The sequence below is a fragment of the Arthrobacter sp. StoSoilA2 genome (genome assembly GCF_019977195.1).
Taxonomy (GTDB): domain Bacteria; phylum Actinomycetota; class Actinomycetes; order Actinomycetales; family Micrococcaceae; genus Arthrobacter.
In genome coordinates this window covers 3,740,281-3,759,248 of sequence record NZ_AP024643.1, presented here as the reverse complement: position 1 = coordinate 3,759,248, position 18,968 = coordinate 3,740,281, and the positions used below count along the sequence as shown (strand labels likewise).

At 59.0% G+C, this 18,968-nt stretch carries 14 protein-coding genes; 8 read left to right on the top strand and 6 right to left on the bottom strand.

Translation table 11 applies throughout. The features are described from left to right. Window positions 1-838: 838 nt before the first annotated feature. The 4 genes from LDN82_RS17070 to LDN82_RS17055 form a co-directional block, all read right to left on the bottom strand. The gene (locus LDN82_RS17070) at window positions 839-1,906 is read right to left on the bottom strand and encodes a glycosyltransferase family 4 protein (protein ID WP_224167561.1); all 1,068 of its coding nucleotides are present in this window, start codon (window positions 1,904-1,906) and stop codon (window positions 839-841) included. 117 nt (window positions 1,907-2,023) lie between these two features. Next, window positions 2,024-2,512 carry an acyltransferase gene (locus LDN82_RS17065; RefSeq protein ID WP_224165141.1) on the bottom strand — a complete coding sequence of 163 codons (489 nt, stop codon included), beginning with the start codon at window positions 2,510-2,512 and terminating at the stop codon, window positions 2,024-2,026. 268 nt (window positions 2,513-2,780) lie between these two features. Further along, on the bottom strand, window positions 2,781-4,202 hold the full coding sequence (locus tag LDN82_RS17060) for an O-antigen ligase family protein (protein ID WP_224165140.1): 1,422 nt from the start codon (window positions 4,200-4,202) through the stop codon (window positions 2,781-2,783). 433 nt (window positions 4,203-4,635) lie between these two features. Beyond that, window positions 4,636-4,848 carry a hypothetical protein gene (locus LDN82_RS17055; RefSeq protein ID WP_224165139.1) on the bottom strand — a complete coding sequence of 71 codons (213 nt, stop codon included), beginning with the start codon at window positions 4,846-4,848 and terminating at the stop codon, window positions 4,636-4,638. A 685-nt stretch (window positions 4,849-5,533) separates the two neighbouring features. Between LDN82_RS17055 and LDN82_RS17050 the strand changes: the two genes are divergently transcribed. The 3 genes from LDN82_RS17050 to LDN82_RS17040 are packed head-to-tail and all read left to right on the top strand — an operon-like array spanning window position 5,534 to window position 10,297. Beyond that, on the top strand, window positions 5,534-7,558 hold the full coding sequence (locus tag LDN82_RS17050; RefSeq protein ID WP_224165138.1) for a CDP-glycerol glycerophosphotransferase family protein: 2,025 nt from the start codon (window positions 5,534-5,536) through the stop codon (window positions 7,556-7,558). Further along, a complete protein-coding gene (locus LDN82_RS17045) occupies window positions 7,558-9,453 on the top strand; it encodes a hypothetical protein (protein ID WP_224165137.1) in 1,896 nt (631 codons plus the stop codon). The genes LDN82_RS17050 and LDN82_RS17045 overlap by 1 nt, the downstream gene beginning before the upstream one ends. Then, on the top strand, window positions 9,443-10,297 hold the full coding sequence (locus LDN82_RS17040; RefSeq protein WP_224165136.1) for an acyltransferase: 855 nt from the start codon (window positions 9,443-9,445) through the stop codon (window positions 10,295-10,297). Before LDN82_RS17045 ends, LDN82_RS17040 begins: the two co-directional genes overlap by 11 nt. A 74-nt stretch (window positions 10,298-10,371) precedes the next feature. On the opposite strand, the gene LDN82_RS17035 is transcribed toward LDN82_RS17040, so the two are convergent. Together LDN82_RS17035 and LDN82_RS17030 are read right to left on the bottom strand one after the other, a co-directional pair. After that, window positions 10,372-11,427 carry an LCP family protein gene (locus LDN82_RS17035; RefSeq protein ID WP_224165135.1) on the bottom strand — a complete coding sequence of 352 codons (1,056 nt, stop codon included), beginning with the start codon at window positions 11,425-11,427 and terminating at the stop codon, window positions 10,372-10,374. 65 nt (window positions 11,428-11,492) lie between these two features. Then, complete coding sequence (locus tag LDN82_RS17030; RefSeq protein WP_224165134.1) at window positions 11,493-13,250, bottom strand: DUF4434 domain-containing protein; 1,758 nt, start codon at window positions 13,248-13,250, stop codon at window positions 11,493-11,495. 261 nt (window positions 13,251-13,511) lie between these two features. Between LDN82_RS17030 and LDN82_RS17025 the strand changes: the two genes are divergently transcribed. The 5 genes from LDN82_RS17025 to LDN82_RS17005 are packed head-to-tail and all read left to right on the top strand — an operon-like array spanning window position 13,512 to window position 18,863. After that, the gene (locus tag LDN82_RS17025) at window positions 13,512-14,075 is read left to right on the top strand and encodes a hypothetical protein (protein ID WP_224165133.1); all 564 of its coding nucleotides are present in this window, start codon (window positions 13,512-13,514) and stop codon (window positions 14,073-14,075) included. 3 nt (window positions 14,076-14,078) lie between these two features. Further along, complete coding sequence (locus LDN82_RS17020; RefSeq protein ID WP_224165132.1) at window positions 14,079-15,350, top strand: glycosyltransferase family 4 protein; 1,272 nt, start codon at window positions 14,079-14,081, stop codon at window positions 15,348-15,350. Continuing rightward, window positions 15,347-17,077 (top strand): glycosyltransferase family 4 protein, encoded by a 1,731-nt coding sequence (locus LDN82_RS17015; RefSeq protein WP_224165131.1) that lies wholly within the window; start codon window positions 15,347-15,349, stop codon window positions 17,075-17,077. Before LDN82_RS17020 ends, LDN82_RS17015 begins: the two co-directional genes overlap by 4 nt. 21 nt (window positions 17,078-17,098) lie before the next feature. Continuing rightward, on the top strand, window positions 17,099-17,986 hold the full coding sequence (locus LDN82_RS17010) for an ABC transporter permease (RefSeq protein ID WP_223934247.1): 888 nt from the start codon (window positions 17,099-17,101) through the stop codon (window positions 17,984-17,986). Next, window positions 17,973-18,863, top strand: a complete 891-nt coding sequence (locus tag LDN82_RS17005) for an ABC transporter ATP-binding protein (RefSeq protein WP_224165130.1) — start codon at window positions 17,973-17,975, stop codon at window positions 18,861-18,863. Before LDN82_RS17010 ends, LDN82_RS17005 begins: the two co-directional genes overlap by 14 nt. Window positions 18,864-18,968 lie beyond the last annotated feature (105 nt).

Here is an 18,968-nt window from a genome sequence, read left to right as displayed (position 1 = left end):
CAGGGGCGTGATCAGCACCCGAGTGCATTCCGGCCGGCCTGGTCGAAGTGTTCTGGTCCAAACGGAGATTCTTCTGCGATGAGTACCTATGCCCGGACATTCGCCGAGGAGACTACCGAGGTTCCCGCAGGGCATGGTCCACCCGCCGACTCCGCTACGCCCTGATGGCCCGCCGTCATCGATTCCGAACGGGCAGCCGCTGGGGCCGCATCCTCGTTCGGTGTCTCGTGGTGGCAGGTGCAGCGGGCCTTCGACTCCGCTGCGCTGACGCTGCTCGATGTTGATGCCCTGGCACCGCGGATGCTCGGCATCGATGAACACCGCAACAGGACTGTGCGGTTCTTCCGCCACCCTACGACCGATGATGCCTGGAAACCCTACGAACGCTGGATGACTACCATCGTGGATCTAGACACCCGGACAAGCGCTCGGGATTGGGACGGCCGTGACAGCGTGGGTGTCGGGGACTGGTTGTTGGCCCAGACACTCCAATGGCGCGTGGACCTGCAGGTTCTCGCTATCGACCCATCAGCCGCCTTCCGCAAGGCCCTGCTAATGTGGCTCCCAGGGGACCGCCGTCTTGGTCGATGCATTCCATCTGGTCAAGCTAGGCAACGACATGCTCACCGAAGTCCGGCAACGCGTAATCCAGCAGGTAGGGGGTGGTCTGCGAGGCGGGACACCGCTTGGCTCTGACCCCAGGCTATTCCGTCTGACTCTTACTTTCATAAGACACGGAGGCTTTCGGCACCACGGACGACGGTGGAACAAGGGGACTTCACTTTCTAGGCAATCTCGATGTGTCCGCAGGTACATACCGACGTCAGAGCTTCCCTGCCTAGGAGAGTCCAAGGATGCTCTTGTAACTGGCTACCATAGATTCGCGAGTGTATATCGCCGGCAACGTGACCCTTTCGGCGGCGACGGCATCGGCTATTGCTCGGGAAAGGGTTCTCGGGTCGGCGACGTTTGTGAATCTCAGGCAGGGAACAAGATCGGTGTCCCAATCTGAATCTTTGGGGACGATGACTGGCAGGCCGCAGGCAATGGCCTCAAGGACAGCCAGCGGTAGTCCTTCGCGTTGCGCGTCCCGTACAGGGAAGACGAAGGCGTCAGCAGCGCGAAGGGCGTCATGGACTCCATCCTTATCCAATTGGCCAGTGAATACCACTCGATCACTAACACCCGCATAGAGCGCATATTCCCGGAGGGCACCAGACTCGGGGCCATCACCAACGACCAGCAGCTTAGTGTCGGCGCTGCTCGCAGCGAGAGCCTCGATGGCGCGGTCTACGCCCTTCTGACGGACCAACCTCGATACGCAAACTACGACGTCATCCGCGGCGGCCAACCCAAACCGTTTACGAGCCGAGCCATCCGACGCTAGGGTCGGTTCGGTCAACACGCCATTGGCAATGACGGCGAACTCGGTCTTCGCCCTTGCACGCGAATATCTAGGGTGGTTGAGCTTCTCGCCGACTACTCCACTTACGGGCACCACAGCGTCAACAAGCTTGTACGTGCCCCGATCGATGGCGTCCCAGTAGGACATACGGAGTGCCTTCAAGGCCCAGAGCCTAGGCTTGCCAGATAGCACAGCCTGAAGCTCGGAGAACGCTGTTCCATGAGCCTGAAAGACGTACCGCGGAGACCTGTTCAGCCGGACCATGCTGCTCGCCCCTGCGCTAACGCTTAGCACGGCATCATAGTCCCGAGCTTGGCGCCAAAACGCAGTCTTGACCCACCACTTCGAGGAATATCGTCCTGGTCTTGTACCTGGGAGCGTCTTGACCTGGATGCCGTCAGATTCAAATTGCGCGCTCCGGCCGGGAACGGTCGTGGTTAGTACGTGAATTTCCGAGCTTCGTGACAGTTCCTTAGCCAGATCCCAGGCCAAGCCCTCCATCCCACCGGCATTTATGTGCGCAGGGATCGATCGCGTGACGAACAGAAGTTTCATGCTTCCCTTAGGAGTGGCCATTTTGACTCGATTCCAATCGTATTGCTGGCGTGCGTGTGCCAGCTAGGCTGTGGCCAATTCCTGCATAAACTTGGCAGGGATTCCCCCGTAGAGTTTGTGAGCTTCGCAGTCTTTGGTCACCACGGAGCCGGCAGCTATCACGCATCCGGCTCCGATGGTGACGCCCGCCAGTACCGTCACGCCGCTTCCCAACCATGCTCCATCGCCTATCGTGATCGGTGCGAGCGTGGAGGTTCCGGCGCGAACCGTCGGGTCATCCATCTCGTGTGAACTCGTGATGAGCCTGACGCCGATTCCTATCCCGACGTTGTCGCCGATAGTGACTGGCGCGCGATTATCAATTATGCATTGGTAATTTATCGTCGAACGCTTGCCTAAAGTGAGTGACTTGGTCCGAATGACAACCCCGGGCGCCACCTTGCCTCGTAGGTTCATCTCCACGCCGGCAGCTCTCAACAGTAGCGTTCGAAGCCGGAACGGTATTAGGTGGGAAGCGCCAATGGAATTTATCAGGGCCATGGTTACAGACATGGCCCAATCATAAGCGGCCCACAAGAACGGCTAGGTTCGCTAACCCAAGCGAGCGTAATACTCGCCTTTTGCTCTGAATTCTGTCACAGGCCGACGGGGGTGCAAACAGGCATACGCTTAGGCCGATTGAGCCGTGCACGGTCTAAGATTGGTCAGCGAAATAGGCCTTCCCATGTGCGTAACCTCGGGGACGGCTCTTGCCGCGGGCCCCTGTTAGCCCGTCAGGCCCCCTGCCCGGACCGAGCCCTATTATCCGACTCGGCGCAATCTATGCTGAGGGCGCGTTTGGGCCGCAAGCCGCGAACGGAGCGTCCGTCGTTGACGACATAAGCCGAACCCGCTTGATTTCAGCTACTTGGGGGTCATACAGCAAGAAACCTGTCAGCAGGCCGAGCACAGTGGCGGTCCTGATATCGCCGTAAAACGTGGTGGCATCCGCCATCCCGTGAATCCAGGTCCACAAGAACGCCGCCAGGCTCCATCCCCATGCTGACGACACCGGAACTGGTGGGGAGCCCATTCGGCGGAGATGTCCGAATATGAGCGCAATTATGAGGGCCACCAACACGGCCGCCCCGCCGATTCCATAATCGGACCATGTCGCGATAAGGATGTTATGTGGGGGGAACGTACGCCCGAGTGCGCCGCCGCTGTAGGCGAAGAAATTCTCACCCCACCCACCGAATCCGAGCCCTAATACGGGGTGCTCCATAAAAAGTTCGCTTGCGACGTCCCAGATAACGGCCCGCGTTCCTAAGGACAGGGCGGAGTCCTCGGCAAACTTCGCCGGGAGAATGGCATCAATAAGGGACTGGACGGCCAGGAAAACTGGAAATGCTACCAACGCCGTCGGGAGAATCCATGCTCGGCCCCTCCTGCGCGCCAACAGTGGCGTGACCCAGGCGATAAGTGGCATTGTCGCCAGCAGTACTAGCCCAGTTTTTGAACCGGCGAAGGATATGGAACTAGCGGCGATGGCCGCCGTCACGAGAAACCATTTCGATTGGTATCTCTTGTATGCGACGACGAAGGCGCAGGCCGCAACACCGAGGAACATCGATGCCGTGTTTGCATTCAGCCAGAGTCCGCCCGCTTTTTCTGGGTCGAAGACGTTGTCTGGCGAGCCAGCGAAGAAGTTGTTTAGCTTTTCAGTTCCAATAAGTAGCTTCGCCACTTGGGTCTGCAGGAAGGCACCCTCCAGATCGGGGCGCAGGCGGAATAAGACGACTAAGGCTGCTTCCGCAATGACACTAACCGACAGCCATCGAAAGGCCAATGTAAGCCCCGCTGGGCTTTCTTTTAAAACGTAAGCCGCGTGCAGGGCAATAATAAGCAAGGAGATAACTTGCATCGCCGCGATCATCGAGATGTTTATCAGTGGGGACCATAGCGCCGCGACCAAGGCTAGGATAGCCAGCGTTGCCAAGAGCTTGCCGTAAATGGATGGAAATTTTGGTTTCTCGCGGATCATTGCCACAATGCCACAGGAAGCAACCCAGACTTGGAATACGGATGCTGATTCGATCAACCCAGGCACGATCAATTGGGGAACCGCGAGAATGGTCATGATTGCAAGCCTGAACCGCAAAGGCATTAGGAACATGGCCAAACCACCGACAACTGCGAGGATAGCGCCGGCGCTGAAGAGCATGACCGTGTTCAGGGATTGAGCGCTAACCTCTTGCAGCATCAGCAGCCTTTCCCTCAGATCTGGCAGATGTCAGGCATGCCCGTCGGCAAACAGCCGAATGGCTATCCCGGCCGTTAGCGACCCCGTAAGCGCCGCTGGGGGACCAAATGCTCCCATGACGACTATCAGCCAGAGTCGGGACGTAGTCCCCAATCAGAGCGGGGACTGCGCAGCGTCTGGATCCTGTTGCACGGGTTCGTCTGCCCCTCGGTAATTTCCCCATGACCCCATGATAGGTGCTATGAATGAGCCGTTGAGTTTTCGGACGTAACCTAAACAGCCCCCACAGGATTGAAAACGATAGGACACATGCATCAACTAATCCCTCTGGCGCTTGGTACGAAAAATATCCGAAGATAAGAAGCGGAAAAGTTAACACCCGGGTTCGGGCGAAGTTGACGCACCGAGCAGGCCTGTGGCCAAAAATTTGCATCTATTTCGCCATGAGAGGTGTGGAAGGATTCGCAATCGGCACAGGCCGGGACGCCTTTGCCATGTCTGCAACCACGATCGATTGCCCGTCCGGGGATGTACCCAGACCGAGATTGGGGAGGGTGAACATGACGGTATCGCTCTCGCGGAGGTCCTTTAACTGGAACGCTAAGCTTCCGATCGTGGCGGCGTAGAAGTCTCTGTCAACGCTCACGAACGGTGAAATGGCTCCTACAATGTTGTTGATTGTCACCGGTTCAGCAGAGTCTCCTTGGAGATCGTCTTGCCGATGACCGCTCTGAGGCAGAGCTGCAGATTCTTGACGCTGATGTAGTCAGTCCGGGAAGACCTGAGCCCACGAACGATGGCCGACGCCTCAGTCCATTCAAGCTTTGCTTGCCGGCATTGACGTTCTTCTGGTCTGCAGGAATATGGACCAGCATCGGCGTATCCGTGCGTTGGTCAGTCGCTGCCGTGTCCCCGGGATTCAGGTCTCGGTTCGGGTTTTTGTCCTTGCCCATGACCAGGATATTCATCGCCCGGTCGCAGTCGTCGGCGGTCGGGTGGACTCATTGGGGAATGCGGATTCGATCTTGGCGGTCCCAGCTCTGAATGTCTGGGCCAGATTGAAAATCTAGGCGCCGCCAAGAAGCCCCGCGACGTGGTCGCTCGGTCGCATTCGTTTCTTAGTCAGCGGGGAGGGTCATGTATTCCTTGGATTGGCCGGCAACTGCTAGCGAGGGCTCTTTTCCACGACAGACCACAGTCGATGCCAGTCCACAACTCCAGTAATCCGCGTCACGATCCTGCTTGAGTCCGCACTGTGTATCTGAACTACAAGTAGGCAAGAGGGATCTGCGCCCATGGGATCTCGCTGCCATCGATTCCCTAGGACTCAGATGCCCGACTCAAAACCCCTGCTCACAATCGTCCTCGGGGAACCAGGCCCCCTGGACCGTGAGTCCGCAATGTACCGGCGGCTTCTGGCGGCGCGCTTACGCTACGAATCGCAATTCACCAGCCTTCATGTTGAGGAAACGCTCACAACGGAAGTTATCGCCAGGCTCTGCGGGATCATCGAGAGCAAGTACGTCGTGTTCATGGAGACATCGCACCAGCTTGCAGCGTCCTACATGACGACGATGCTCGAATACCTCCGCACACGGAGTGTCTACCTCGCGGAACCGGTCGTCTACAACGGCGCCATCGCCAGCAACGTGGCATCAACCAAGATCGACGACGCCTATCGTTACGTCCGGGACACCGACGTTTTCGGCGTTGCTTTCAACACTCGCAGGCTGGCTGACGCGTTGGAAGCAATTGGCGACGTCGACCGCTCGGCACTGTATCTCAGTTACCGTCTGTACTGGTCCATCGGAACGGTAAAGCCTCTCGCTACAGGCTTCTCAGTTGCATCCGACACCAAATCCGCCATTGGCCTGCAAATAGCTAAGGATGTCACGCGGCTGGTCCCACTGATTCCAACGGCTTCGAAGGAGGTCCGCCTTCACCTCGTGCGATATGTTGCGCTGTTCCTTCGCGGCATGCGTGCTGGGAAGGTGACACAGGTGGCCTTGGCCAATCTCCGTGACGTGGTTCGTTCGTACCGTCTCGTGGAACTGCTCCGCTTCGTCGAACCTTTGCAGCCGGTGGAGGCATCCTGGATTCGCTGGCTCTCTGACCCGGAATCCGACACCCACCTCTACAAGCAGCTGAGCAACAGTGACTCATATTTGTCTTTCAGAGAAGGCCAGCCCACGGAAGGGACGCAGCCGCCCCTCTACGAGTTGCAGTTCGGCGGGGACACTGTAGTCATCGAGAAGTCGTATCGCCCGCGAGATCTACGCCCTGGCTATTCACGGGCTGCCAGTTACGACTTCTACAGCCGGCCCATCACTCCCGGCTCAACCTTGATCTTCTTTGATAGGCCCCTACAGGCAGACGACAATGCTGAGCACCTGTACGAATATTTCACGGCGAACCATGCGGAGTACACAGAGGCGTACTTTGCGTTGAACCCAAAGTCGCCGGACTGGGAAAGGCTGCAAGCAAAGGGCTTCAAACTGATCCCGATCTTCACTACCGAGTTCTACGAGAAGTTCCTCATCTCGGACCTGGTGGTTTCGTCCCAGATCTACAACATCAGATACCGGGGCAAGTCCTTCGCGAACTCCCGCTTTGTTTATCTACAACACGGCATCCAGTTGAACGATATGACCGATTGGATCCTTTCCAAATACTTCGACTTGTTCGTTGCCACCGGCCAACTCGAAGCCGACTATCTGCGCAAGCTTGCTCCCGTCGAAACCTTGAACTCAGGTCTGCCCCGTTTCGAGGCCCTGACCAGAACGCCACATGAGCCACAGCACCTGCTCTTCATGCCAACGTGGCGTTTCAACCTGCACCAAGTGTCCACCGAACAATTCGCCCAATCGGAGTACTTCCGTGCAATCGACGCCGTTCTGGCGGACCCGAAGCTACTGGCATTCCTCGAAGAAACCGGCCGGACTCTCCACGTAAAACTCCATCCAAACGTGGAAAAGAGAGCCGGGCAATTCAGGTTCTCCAAGAACGTTGTCAGGACTGATTTGAGCTATCGGGAAGCCATCGCCTCGGCTGAGATGGTCTTCACGGACTATAGCTCGGCCGTGCTTGACGCTGCCTATATTGGTACGCCTATCGCCTATTACCACTGGGACGCAGCGGACTTCTTTCATGAGCAACCCTACGAAGGCCGAGTGGACTACCGCGATGATGGCTTGGGCCCGGTCTTTGAGGAGCATGCAGAGCTGATCAAGCACATCGTCCATCAGGACTACCTCGGACCCCACGAACTATTCAGTGCCCGACGCGAACGCTTCTTCCAGGGAGTGGACCCCCAAAGAATCAATGCCAAAATCGTTGAGAGGATGCTGAGTCTCTAATGAGAAAGATCCGAGCCATAAAACGCACCATCACTGGCATCGCCGTAGATGCTGCCTACTCCCAGGCTGGCACCGGTTTCGCCCGCAAACTGATGGCATCCCCAGTCAACGCACCAGCACGGCGATTTATCAAGGCAAAAGGCTTGGAGGGCAGCATCCGCAGGTTGGCGTCCGAAAACCTGCCGCAAGGAACGTACTTTGCCAAACTGACTATTGCAAAGTGGCAAGTGCATAAGGGCAAGGGATTCAGGCTGCTCCAGGACGGCGAAGTGATCTATGGGAACAAGATAGAACCCCCGGCTCGCGGCTTCCCGCTTGAATATCGCAACATCATCGTCACGTCGAGGGATCCCAAGCGGTTTACCCTGGACATCGACGCACCTTATGAGCTGAAGATCGGCCGCGGTGCTTTCACTACTCCGCAGCAGTTGAAATACGATCACCAGTATGGCGTGGAGCAGCACGGGGATACCTACTATTCGCTACGGGGCAACACCACCAATCCCAAGAAGCTCTTCATAACTTTCCCGGGATTCGGGCCATCAACTTCGCGGATCTCGTACGCCGTCAGTTACCTCAAAGCGATTACCAATGCAGACCTGAAGGACACCCTTATGGTGTGCTTTCAGGACCGGTACCTTGCCGCAGGCTCGTACATGATGGTGGACAACGCGGGTAGGCCTCTGTACGGCCGGGTGTGGCAGGCCATCGAGGATCTACGGACCCGCTTTGGTATCGACCCAGCACAGATGCTGTTCTTCGGAGCTTCGAAAGGCGGCAGCATAGCCATCCACTATGCAAAGGATTTCCCGGCCGCCCAGCTCCTGCTAGCTGTGCCGCAAATGAATTTGCCCTATTACTTCAACAAACCGTTCTTTCGAGACAACCTCTTCCGGAACCGTGCACTCCACGACGTGCAGCAGCCCGAGGACAGCCTGCGCGAATACTTCGCTGAGGGTCGAAGAATCGACTACTTTTACACGAACTCCGATGAACTCAGCAACCACTCACTCATCGAGCTTGTTGGAGACGTTCCGAACCTTACGAAGTACCGCGTCGCTGGTGTCCACTCTGACGTGGCACGGGCCGCGTTGCCCGCCATGCTAGGCATTATCCGTGGGTTTCTGAGCGGTCCGCAGCACCGGGAGATGGGTGTCGATGAAGTACGTTCTTTCCCCCAAGAGAACGGCATTCAAGTGCAGATTCGGGTTGATGCTGTCGGCTCCAAGATTGCCCGCGCCAACTGGTTCATTGAAGGTTGGCTAGGTCAGACCAGATTCCTGCAGTCGATGTCCGAACATTCCTACGACTTCCTGAAGTTCACTTCGGAAAAGCAACAGCTCCATCCGGCTTACGATCCGATCCAGCATCTTTCAGCGGTTATTGCGATCGAAGCCAACGGAACCCAGTGGACTGGCACTCTGCCCGGTTCGTTGATGCCGGATTCGAACCAGGAAGTGCAGCACTCCATGAGTGCATCTGCTCTAAGTCTCCATGCAAAGCATCCAGAGACATATGTGCTCCTGGACGGTGAGCAGTTCGCCCGTTTTCGGTATCGCAGCTACGGCGCAGACATCAAGGGGGACACGATGGAGGTCCACTTCGTGGGCGATGCCGAAAGCGATGTGTCCAGCGATTCCCTTGACCGTGGCGAGCATAGGGCTTCACATGTTGCCGTCGTCGAGCCTCTGGACGGCTGGGCGATGGCGGACCTGCTCGCCCTGAGGTTCGTGATCGCTGCGAAGTCAGAACGTCTGTTGATCGTGGTCCACGATGCCGGTTCGGCTGATGAGGCGGTGGATACCTTTGGAGCAGTGGACTGGAAGGCCTCAAGTGTCATTGCCGTAGTGGATGAGGCGCCCTCTACGCATGAGGTGCCGGTAAATGTCAGATAGCGTCTCTGTGGCTGGCTCCGGAAGACCGGGGCAAACCCAGATCATTCGTTCCTACACAGATGTCTCCGCCGTCCGGGACAACGTGGTCCACCTCAACCGAACACCCGAGTCGGAATTTAACGATTCCTTCGTGGAGTTTGCGGGGACTGGAAATGTGCTCTATGTGGAGGACGGAGCCAAGCTGCGCAATTCTCGGCTTCGGTTCTTGGGCAATAACGCTGTGATTCATATCCGCACGTCGCCACTCTATTTACGGTTAGTTACCACTGTTTTCGATGAGTCAGTGTTTTATTTGGGTCCAGAAGCATCGTTTACTTCCGAAGCGCGTTTCCTGCCAACAGAACGCAAACACATCATCATCGGCAGCGATGCAATGTTTTCTTCGCGCGTGGTATTCCGCACGGCGGATCCGCATCTGATCTATTCGGCAAGTAATCACCAGCGAATCAATCCCAGCGCATCCGTCTGGGTAGGGGACCACGTGTGGCTGGGTGAAGACACCCTGCTGCTCAAAGGCGCAAGGGTGGGTTCGGGCAGTATCCTCGCGGCCCGGGCGTTGATCACCAAAAGCATCCCGTCCAACTCAACGGCCGCCGGTGTCCCGGCCCGCATCGTCGGCAAAGGGATCTTCTGGACGCGTCCTTCGGTGCATGCCTACACGTCTGAGCAGACCGACCGGAGCTTGGTGAACGCAAAGGACGATTTTATCTACACACGCGATCAGCATGTCCTGGATGTGCCCCAACTGGAGGCCGCCTTGGATGGGGCCTCTTCAGGTTTGGAACGTGCTGAGTGGTGCCATGAGTTGGATCTAACTGAGCGGAAGAACCGGTTCTACATCTGATCTGCATCCAACGACCAAGGGTCAAGGTGAGCAGCATTTACGCGTCACCTTGACCCTTGAAGCAGCTGAGGAGCCTAGCTTCCCAGCCCCTTCGCCGTTACATAAGCGGCAAGCTGGTCCTGTCCAATGGCCGCAGCAATCTCCGAGATGGCCGCATTGTCTGCCACGACGATGGACTGCCCGTCGGCCGAGGTTCCCACACCCAAGTTGGGCAGGGTGAACATGATGGTGTCCTTCTCGCGGAGGTCCTTGAACTGCAGTGCGAGTCCACCAATGGTGGCGGCGTCAAAGTCCTTATCCACGCTGATGTACGGCGAGATCGCATCCACCATGTTGTTGACCTTGACGGGGTTGGTGAGGGTGTCCCGGGAGATCGTTTTGCTGATGACCGCCTTCAGGAAAAGCTGCTGGTTCTTCACACGCGAGTAGTCAGAGTCGGGGAAGGACTTGCGCTCACGGACGAAGGCCAGCGCCTTCTCGCCGTCGAGCAGGTTCTTACCCGCCTGGAACGTCACTTTGCCCTTGAGCACGCTGGGCGTGAATCCCTGCTTGATGTTCACTTCCACGCCACCCAACGCGTCTGTGAGTCCCTTGAATCCCTCGAAGTCCACCATCGCTACGTGGTCGATGCGTTGCTGGAAGAGCGACTCCACAGTTTGCACTGTCAGGGCAACCCCGCCTTGGGCCATGGCGGCGTTGATCTTCGCCTCGCCATGCCCGGGAATGTTCACCCACGTGTCACGCATGATGGAAACGGCGAAGACGTTTTTCCGGTCTGCGGGGACGTGGACCCAGATCAGAGTATCGGTGCGTTGGTCGGTGGGCGCGGTGTCATCCGTGTCTACAGAACGGTCGGCGTTCTTGTCCTTGCCCATCACCAGGATGTTCATGGCACCCGTGACGTTCTTGGTGGGTCGGGTTGCCTCGTCCGGGAAGGCATTCTCGATCTTCGTGGTCCCGGAGTTGAACGTCTGGGCCAGGTTAAAGATGTAGGCACCACAGACCAAGCCAATGATCACCACTGCTGCCGCGAAGCCGAGAAGGACGTTTCGAGCCGTCTTTTTGGAGCTCTTTTGACGTCGCGGACGGGAGTCCGTCGCAACGGCTTCGGTATCAATAGGGTGCGTCATGTATTCCTAGAGTTGGCAGCAGCAGAGTCGATTCTAACAAATGGACAAACACCCAAGGTCCGGGGCTAGCCTTTGGCGTCCCGGGAAGACTGTGCTGTGTAGACCCGTTGCGAATAGAAAGCGTCGTTTTCCGCACCCCATTGGTTGGTGACATTGACGGTGTAGTAGCGGCCCGCAGCAAGGGTTGTTTTGCCCACATTTACGAGGATCATTTCCAGTTCCGGGTTCATGCCGCTCTGGACTCCGTACGCAGTATTTGTGCTCGTCGGCTTCACGGTTTTCTCGAGGCGTTGCCCCGCTTTTGTGGTCCACTTCACTTGGGCGTTGCCACCTGAAAGATTGAAGCCTGTTATCCGCACTTGCCCGGTGGATGCGTCAAAAGTCGCGTCGGTAATAATCGGCGTTGCAATTCCAGACTCCACCTGGGCCTTGAGGGGGACGCCCGTACCAACGCAGGTGTAATACGAATCCCACATGAAGGAAATGATCTTCTGCGCGTTGGAAAGCTGCTGCAGCTGGCGGTCTATCCTCGCTTTGGAACTCTGGCCGCGGAGACTGTCACCGCAAGGATTCGAAGCTGTGGCCGGAGCCATGCCCTCCAAATTCGCCCAGAGCACCGCGCCCGTTCCTGAAATGCCCGCAGCAGCTGCCAGGAAATAGTCCCGTATGGGTGCCACGTACTTGCTGCTCCACGAGCCCTTGCCCACGATGCTCTCCGCATAGCGGTCCACCGCCGAGTTCGCCTCGTTCGACTGAAACGCTCCACCCTTGCCGGTGCCCATGCCATCTTGGATGGCGATGTTCAGAACCAGCCCACTGGCCGTCTGGGCGATTCTTCGGATCCCCTTGCGAGCCTCGGTAAGGCTGATGCTGAAAGCGCTGACCCGCGCGTCAAGGTAGGGACTTACGATTGCCCCACGAGTGGGAAGGATCCGATGGATGGCCTGATTCTGCATCCGGTACAGATCCAGAATGGGATCGAAGGTGTGGCCATCGGTGACGGGCATTTCTGTGCTGTGATAGAAGCCAGCCAGGCCCTTCACGTTATTCGTCGCAGCCTGATATTGAAGGAAGCGCTCCGTGAAGAGCGTCAAAGTTCCCTGATAGGAAACGTCGGGGAGGTACGCCGTATCCGTTCTCTTCACCGGCAGGGGCAAGCCGGCATAGAACTTCATGCCAAGTTTCGTGGCCGCCAGGGCCAGGGACGCTGCTGGATCCATGCCGCCGGCAGCGCCACCCCCTGCAACCACGACGTCGTACTTCCCGTTCGTGGACGTACAGCCGGTGCCTTGGGCAGGAAGCACCAGGACAAGGAATGCCTTGCCTTGGCTGGTGATCCTGCGGTCCTGGGGGCACTTCACGGCTTGGCTGCTCCATACGCTTCCGTCGGAGTAGGTGAAATAGCGGTTGACCTCCAGGTTTCCTGCAGCAGCCTTGGCGCAATTCACTCCATCGATGACGCACTCCTTGGGAAGCGTTGCCAAGGTAGCTGGCGCGAGGATCGTTCCAAACGTGATGACAGTGTCAGCGCCTGCTGTTTTGATTTCACTGAGCTTCTGGGTGTTCCTGGAACTGCTGGGGGACGCGAAAACGAAGTAACCACCAATTGGGTAGCTTGCCGCTTTCGGCGCTCGGGCAGCCGGCGATTGCTTCGGGGCTGCAGAGGGCTGTTGATCCTGGGCCGGCCGTTGATCCTGGGCTGGCTGCTCCGCCACCGTGCCGGGGCTCGGCGCAACCAACGCGGTTCCTCCAACTCCGGCAGTGAGCACAAGTGCCGCGAGGAGGACTTTGATGCGTGGACGGCTTCCGCGAATGAGCGTCATGAATTCCTTGGGGTCGGCATCAGCAGACGATCCTACGGAATCAAATGACTGTTATCCATACGCTAGACTAAACCGGGCTGCCCTCCTGCTGTTGGTGGCCGCGCCTACCCTCATTCGGGTGGACGCGCTGGAACGGACGCTGCTGGCGTTCTGTACGACATATCAACGGGGGGAAAGTTGGGCACCGGAATCAGACGTGTTCAAGCCGCACTAGTGGTCATCTTGCTGGCTATTCTCGGGTTTTTTAGTACCCAGCCGGCCATGGCCACCACGGTAACCAACCCCGGCACGGACGCGGAACAGCCGGCGGACCCATCGCCGACACCCGAACCCACTTTTCCGGTCATCATCCCGCCGGTGATTGAGCCGACCTCGCCTCCGGCCACACTGGAACCAGTTCCTACGGCCCCTGCCCAGCCATCCGAAGAGCCAGCTCCCGCGCCCGTGGTGCCTCCCGTCGTCGTGCCCGTCGCTCCGCCCGCGGAAGTGCCCACTGTGACTCCTCCTGCTACGTCGCCAGCTCCTGCTGTCCCCACCGAAGTGGCAGTTGAGAACTTCTTTGTGGAGCCTGAAGTCCCCGCAGAGACCGAAACGGCCACGGCTGAAGCAACGCCCACGCCCACACCGACTCCTACCAAAACCGCCGCCCCGCCAGTTGTCAGCGCAGACATCACCGGCCCCTTGAAGGTGGCCCTGGCTCCCGTCGCGGAGAACAACCCCCTTGTCCAAGGCCTGACGGTCCTGGTGTTGCTGCTGCTGGGCCTTGCGTACTTCCGTGCCTTGCGCTCAAAGGGGATCCGCGGACCCCGCCTCAACGGCAAGTAGTCCATGGATACCTCCCTGCCCAGGGACGCGGCTGCCGAAAATCCTGCATTCCCGTTGCGTCTAATGCTGCTCACCCACTCATATTGGCCGGAGCACAGCCCGCCGCAGCGCCGTTGGCTGTCCCTGACCCGGGAATTCCGGAAGGCGGGCTGGGACGTCGACGTCGTCGCTCCCGTTGCGCACTATCCCAACGGCAAGCGGGACCTGCCCCGGCGAAAGGCCGGATTCGCTTTCGCCCACCAGGAAGGCCCGCACGGAGAAACCATCAGGCGCGTGCCGTACCTTCGGCATCTTGGCACCTCGCCACTGGCACGCTTCGTTGACCAACTCTTCTCCGCTGTCATGTCCGTTCCGATAGGCTTGGGCGGCAAGAAACCCGACGCGATCCTCGCCACCGCTCCGAGCCTCCCAACGCTGGCAACCGGATACGTACTTTCCCGGCTACGCAGGGTGCCTTTCATCGTCGAGATGCGGGACGCATGGCCGGACCTGGCCCGCGACGCACGAATCGTGCAAGGCAGCGTCAAAAGCCTTGTGGAGCGTGTGGTCGAGTTCGTCCAGCAGCGAGCGGACCTGGTGGTCACCGTTACCGACGGTTTCGCAGAGACGCTGCGGGACCGCGGCATCAAGAACGTGATTACCGTGAGCAACGGCCTTGATCTGGACTCCATGCCTTTCCTTGAGCCACCTGCCCTGGAACGGGACGTCTTCCACGCCGTGTACCTCGGAAATCATGGCAAAAGCCAGCGCCTGGACATCCTCATCAGGGCAAGCGCGCTGCTGGGCGAGGGATTCCACCTGACATTGGTGGGTCACGGCACCAGCCGCCCGCAATTGGTGAGATTGGCCCGCGAGCTCAATGCGCCCGTGACCTTCTTCCCGTCATTGCAGGGTCAGGCCGTCATGGACAAATACCGTGAGGCGGATACGTGCATTGTCTCCCTCCGGGATGACTGGAAATCGTTCGAGACCACTGTCCCGTCCAAGACCTACGAGGTTCTGGCCATTGGCAGGCACGTCACGGCAGTGGTGCGGGGTGAAGCCGAACGCATCATCATTGAGGCCGGGGGAGGCGACGTCGTCCCGGCGAACGCAGAAGCGGTGGCGCAGCTGTGGCGGGAGCTTTCCGAGGACCGAAGCCGGCTTGCCTCAGGCACCAGCGGACGCGACTGGGTCAGGGACAACGCCGACTATGCGCAGTTGGCCCTGCGATACATGGACTCAATATCCTCGTTGGTGAATCCGGAGCCCGCGGACGCTCGGGGGACTGCGTGAGCCAACTCTTCAAGAACGTTGCCCTGACTGCAGGAACCGTGTCGGAGCACCTCACTGAGTCACCCTTTGTTTTGTTCCTCCAGGTCCTTCGCCGGCTGCCGTCCAGGATCGTCAGGCCGCTTGCTCGTTTCCTGGCCAGGCTTGCGCCCCATTCTGCCCGTCCCTTCTTCCTGCTGGCCAGCCATGCGGCGGGGGACACCGCCGGGCTCACCCGTCGCTTTGAACATGCCGTCCGTGCCGGTCTTGATGGCGACCGTGCCCGCAAGGCCGCGGAAGTAGCCGTCGCTGCCGGACAGCCAGCGTGGGCGGACGTGTTCCTGCCCCTCGCCGCAGGGGCGACCCGGGCTCCGGCGACCCTCGCCAGACGCAAGTGGTACGACGGCGACATGAGCGGCGCCGTCGTCGTCCTCGCTGGCGAGCGGGGCGGCATGGCGAAACAGCGGCAGCGGCTTGAATCCGAAGTCCGCGTCTTCCAAGGGTGGCGTCCAACGCTGACGCCATCTGCAGTGAAACCACAACCACGCAGGGTCCTGCACCTGCTGACGAACTCCGCGCCGCATACCGGCAGCGGCTACGCCCGGCGCAGCCACTCGATCCTGACCGCCCAGCAGGACGCTGGTTGGGAAGCGCAGGCCGTAACGCGCCTGGGCTACCCCGTGCAGATCGGCGCGTTGGCGGCCCGGCAGCATGACGTTGTTGACGGCGTGCGCTACGAACGTCTCCTGCCAGCGCGCATGAAGCCGTCCATGGATGGTCGCCTACAGCAGCAGGCCGAAGGCATTTTGTCCCTCGCCCGTGACTTCCGGCCGTCGGTGCTCCATACCACCACCCACTTCGTCAACGGCCTGGTAGCCCGGGAAGTCGCAAACGCCTTGGACGTCCCGTGGGCATATGAAGTTCGAGGACAACTGGCTGACACGTGGGCGTCAACGCGTGGCGAGGAAGCCCGCCGGAGCGAACGGTACAAGCTCTTTACCGAACGGGAAGCCGACGTCATGCAGAGCGCTGACCTTGTGGTGACGCTCGGCGAGTCCATGAAAGACAACATCGTGGCCATGGGCGTCCCGGACAGCAAAATCCTGATCTGCCCCAACGCCGTGGGCGGCGCGTACTTGTCTGAACCGCTCGACCAGGGCGAGGCGCGGTTGGCTTTGGGACTGGACCCGAACGGGCCTTATATCGGGACAGTAAGCAGCCTTGTCGACTATGAAGGCCTTGACGATCTGGTCACAGCATTTGCGCTGCTTGCGCCACGACTGCCACAGTTGAAGCTGGTTTTGGTCGGAGACGGCACTGCCGCACCCGCTCTTCAGGACCAAGTCCGGCGCCTGGGACTTTCGGAACGGACCATCTTCACTGGGCGCGTCCCTGCGGAGCAGGCTCGCCTCTACCACTTGGCGTTGGACATCTTTGTGGTTCCACGCAAGGACCTGGCTGTTACCCGGGCCGTGACCCCGCTCAAACCTGTGGAGGCCCTGGCCTCCGGCCGGCCTGTGGTGGCCAGCAACCTGGACGCCTTACGGGAGATAGTGCACGACGGCGTAAACGGCAGGGTGGCGAACGCTGAAGATCCCGGGGGACTGGCTGAGGTGTTGTACGAATTGCTTGATGATGAAGGTTTACGGAAGCGGCTCGGCGCCGCTGGCAGGCAGGAAGTATTGGCTACGAGGACGTGGCAGGCAAATGCCCAGGCATACATCCGGGCTTATGAAAATTTGGGCGTCTAACAACGTAAGGAGGGTCAGCTGATGTCGGCGAAGAAAGCACTACTGCCCGAGCCAGCACTGGTACAACCACTGGCTGTGGACATGCGCCGCCTGACGCGCGTTGGTGCGCGCCCGGGCTTTCTGGACTATCTGGTTCAGCTCTGGGACTTCCGTGAGTTCATTTTTTATGACGCCCGCGCCAGGGTGCAGAGTGGCACCCGACGGGACCGCTTGGGTAGTGCATGGTTGCTGCTCAACCCGATCTTCAACGGGCTCACTTACTACGTTATTTTCGGCATTCTGCTCCAGACCAGCGGCGGCATTGAGAATTACGTTGGTTACCTGGTGATTGGAATCTTCATCTTCCAGGGCACATCCGGCGCCATTACGAGCGGCGCCAGGTCCATCCACAGCAATAAGTCAGTGGTCCAGGCGTTCAACTTCCCGCGGGCGACCTTGCCGATCGGCATGAACATCCGGGAAATGATGTCCAACGTGCCGCTGATCCTCGCGATGCTCTTGATCATCACCCTGATCCCACCGGTCGAGAAGATCACCTGGCTGTGGCTACTCATCATTCCGGCACTGTTGCTTCAGTCAGTCTTCAATCTTGGCGTGGGACTGATTCTGGCCCGCATCATTTCGCGCGTCCACGATGCCACGCACCTGCTGCCGTTCTTCATGCGCGCCTGGATGTATGGCTCCGCAATCTTCTACTCCTACGAGAAGTTTGTGACACACCCGGACCTGCTTGCCGTTCTGAAGATGAACCCGCTGTTCAACGTCATCGACATCCTTCGCGATTGCATCCTTTACGCAGAATCACCCACCTGGCAGTCCTGGGCCACCCTGGCCGTTTGGGCCTTGGGCGCCCTTCTTGTGGGCATGGTCTTCTTCTGGCAAGGGGAGGAGTCTTATGGTCGCGGCTGAGCAGGTCCTGGATGTTGAAGGCCACCCCTGCGTGGTGGTCGATCGTGCAGCGATGGAATACCGTGTGGTCACAACCGACTCTGAAGCCGTCGCGCAAGAACGCCGGGACACGAGTTTCCTGAGCCGCCTGGGCCGCCGGCCGAACACCGTGACGGTACGTGCGCTTTACGAACTGTCCCTGGTGGTGGAACGTGGCGAGTCGGTGGGAATCATCGGCCGCAACGGCTCCGGCAAGAGCACGCTGATGAAGCTCATCAGCGGCCAGATGCGCCCCACCTCCGGAGCGATTTTCGCTTCCAGTACCCCGATCATGCTCGGTGTAAATGCTGCCCTGATGCCTGACTTGTCCGGCCATCAGAACGTCGTGCTCGGTTGCCTTGCCATGGGCATGAGCCGGCAGGAAGTCGAGGCCAAGTTCCACAGCATCGTTGAACTGTGTGGGCTGGAGGATTCCATTTACCTGCCCATGAAGTCATATTCGTCGGGCATGGCCTCCAGGCTCCGTTTCGCCATCGCCGCAAGCATCGACCCCGAGATTCTCCTGGTGGACGAAGCACTGAACACTGGTGACGCCCAGTTCGGTGATCGAAGCAAGCGCCGCATGGACCAACTCCGCGAACAGGCTGGCTGTGTCTTCCTGGTCAGCCACTCCCTGGACACCATCACCAAGATGTGCAGCCGGGTCCTCTGGTTGGACAAGGGACACCTGATCATGGATGGCGACCCCGAAGAAACTGTTCGTGCCTACCAGGACTTCACCGGCAACTTGGCCAAGGGAAACAACCTCAGCGCTGCACGAATCCGGGACGAAGCCCGTGCCAATCTGCAGATGACTGAAGTCCTTGCACGCAGCAAGATGCGCAGGAGCCGCGTCTAATGCGCTACGTATCCGATGTGCGGACGGCAGCCTGGCATTTTCGCCAAGGCGGGCTTTCCCAGCTGAAAAAGTGGTATCGGCGGCACAGGACCGCTGGAGCGAGCC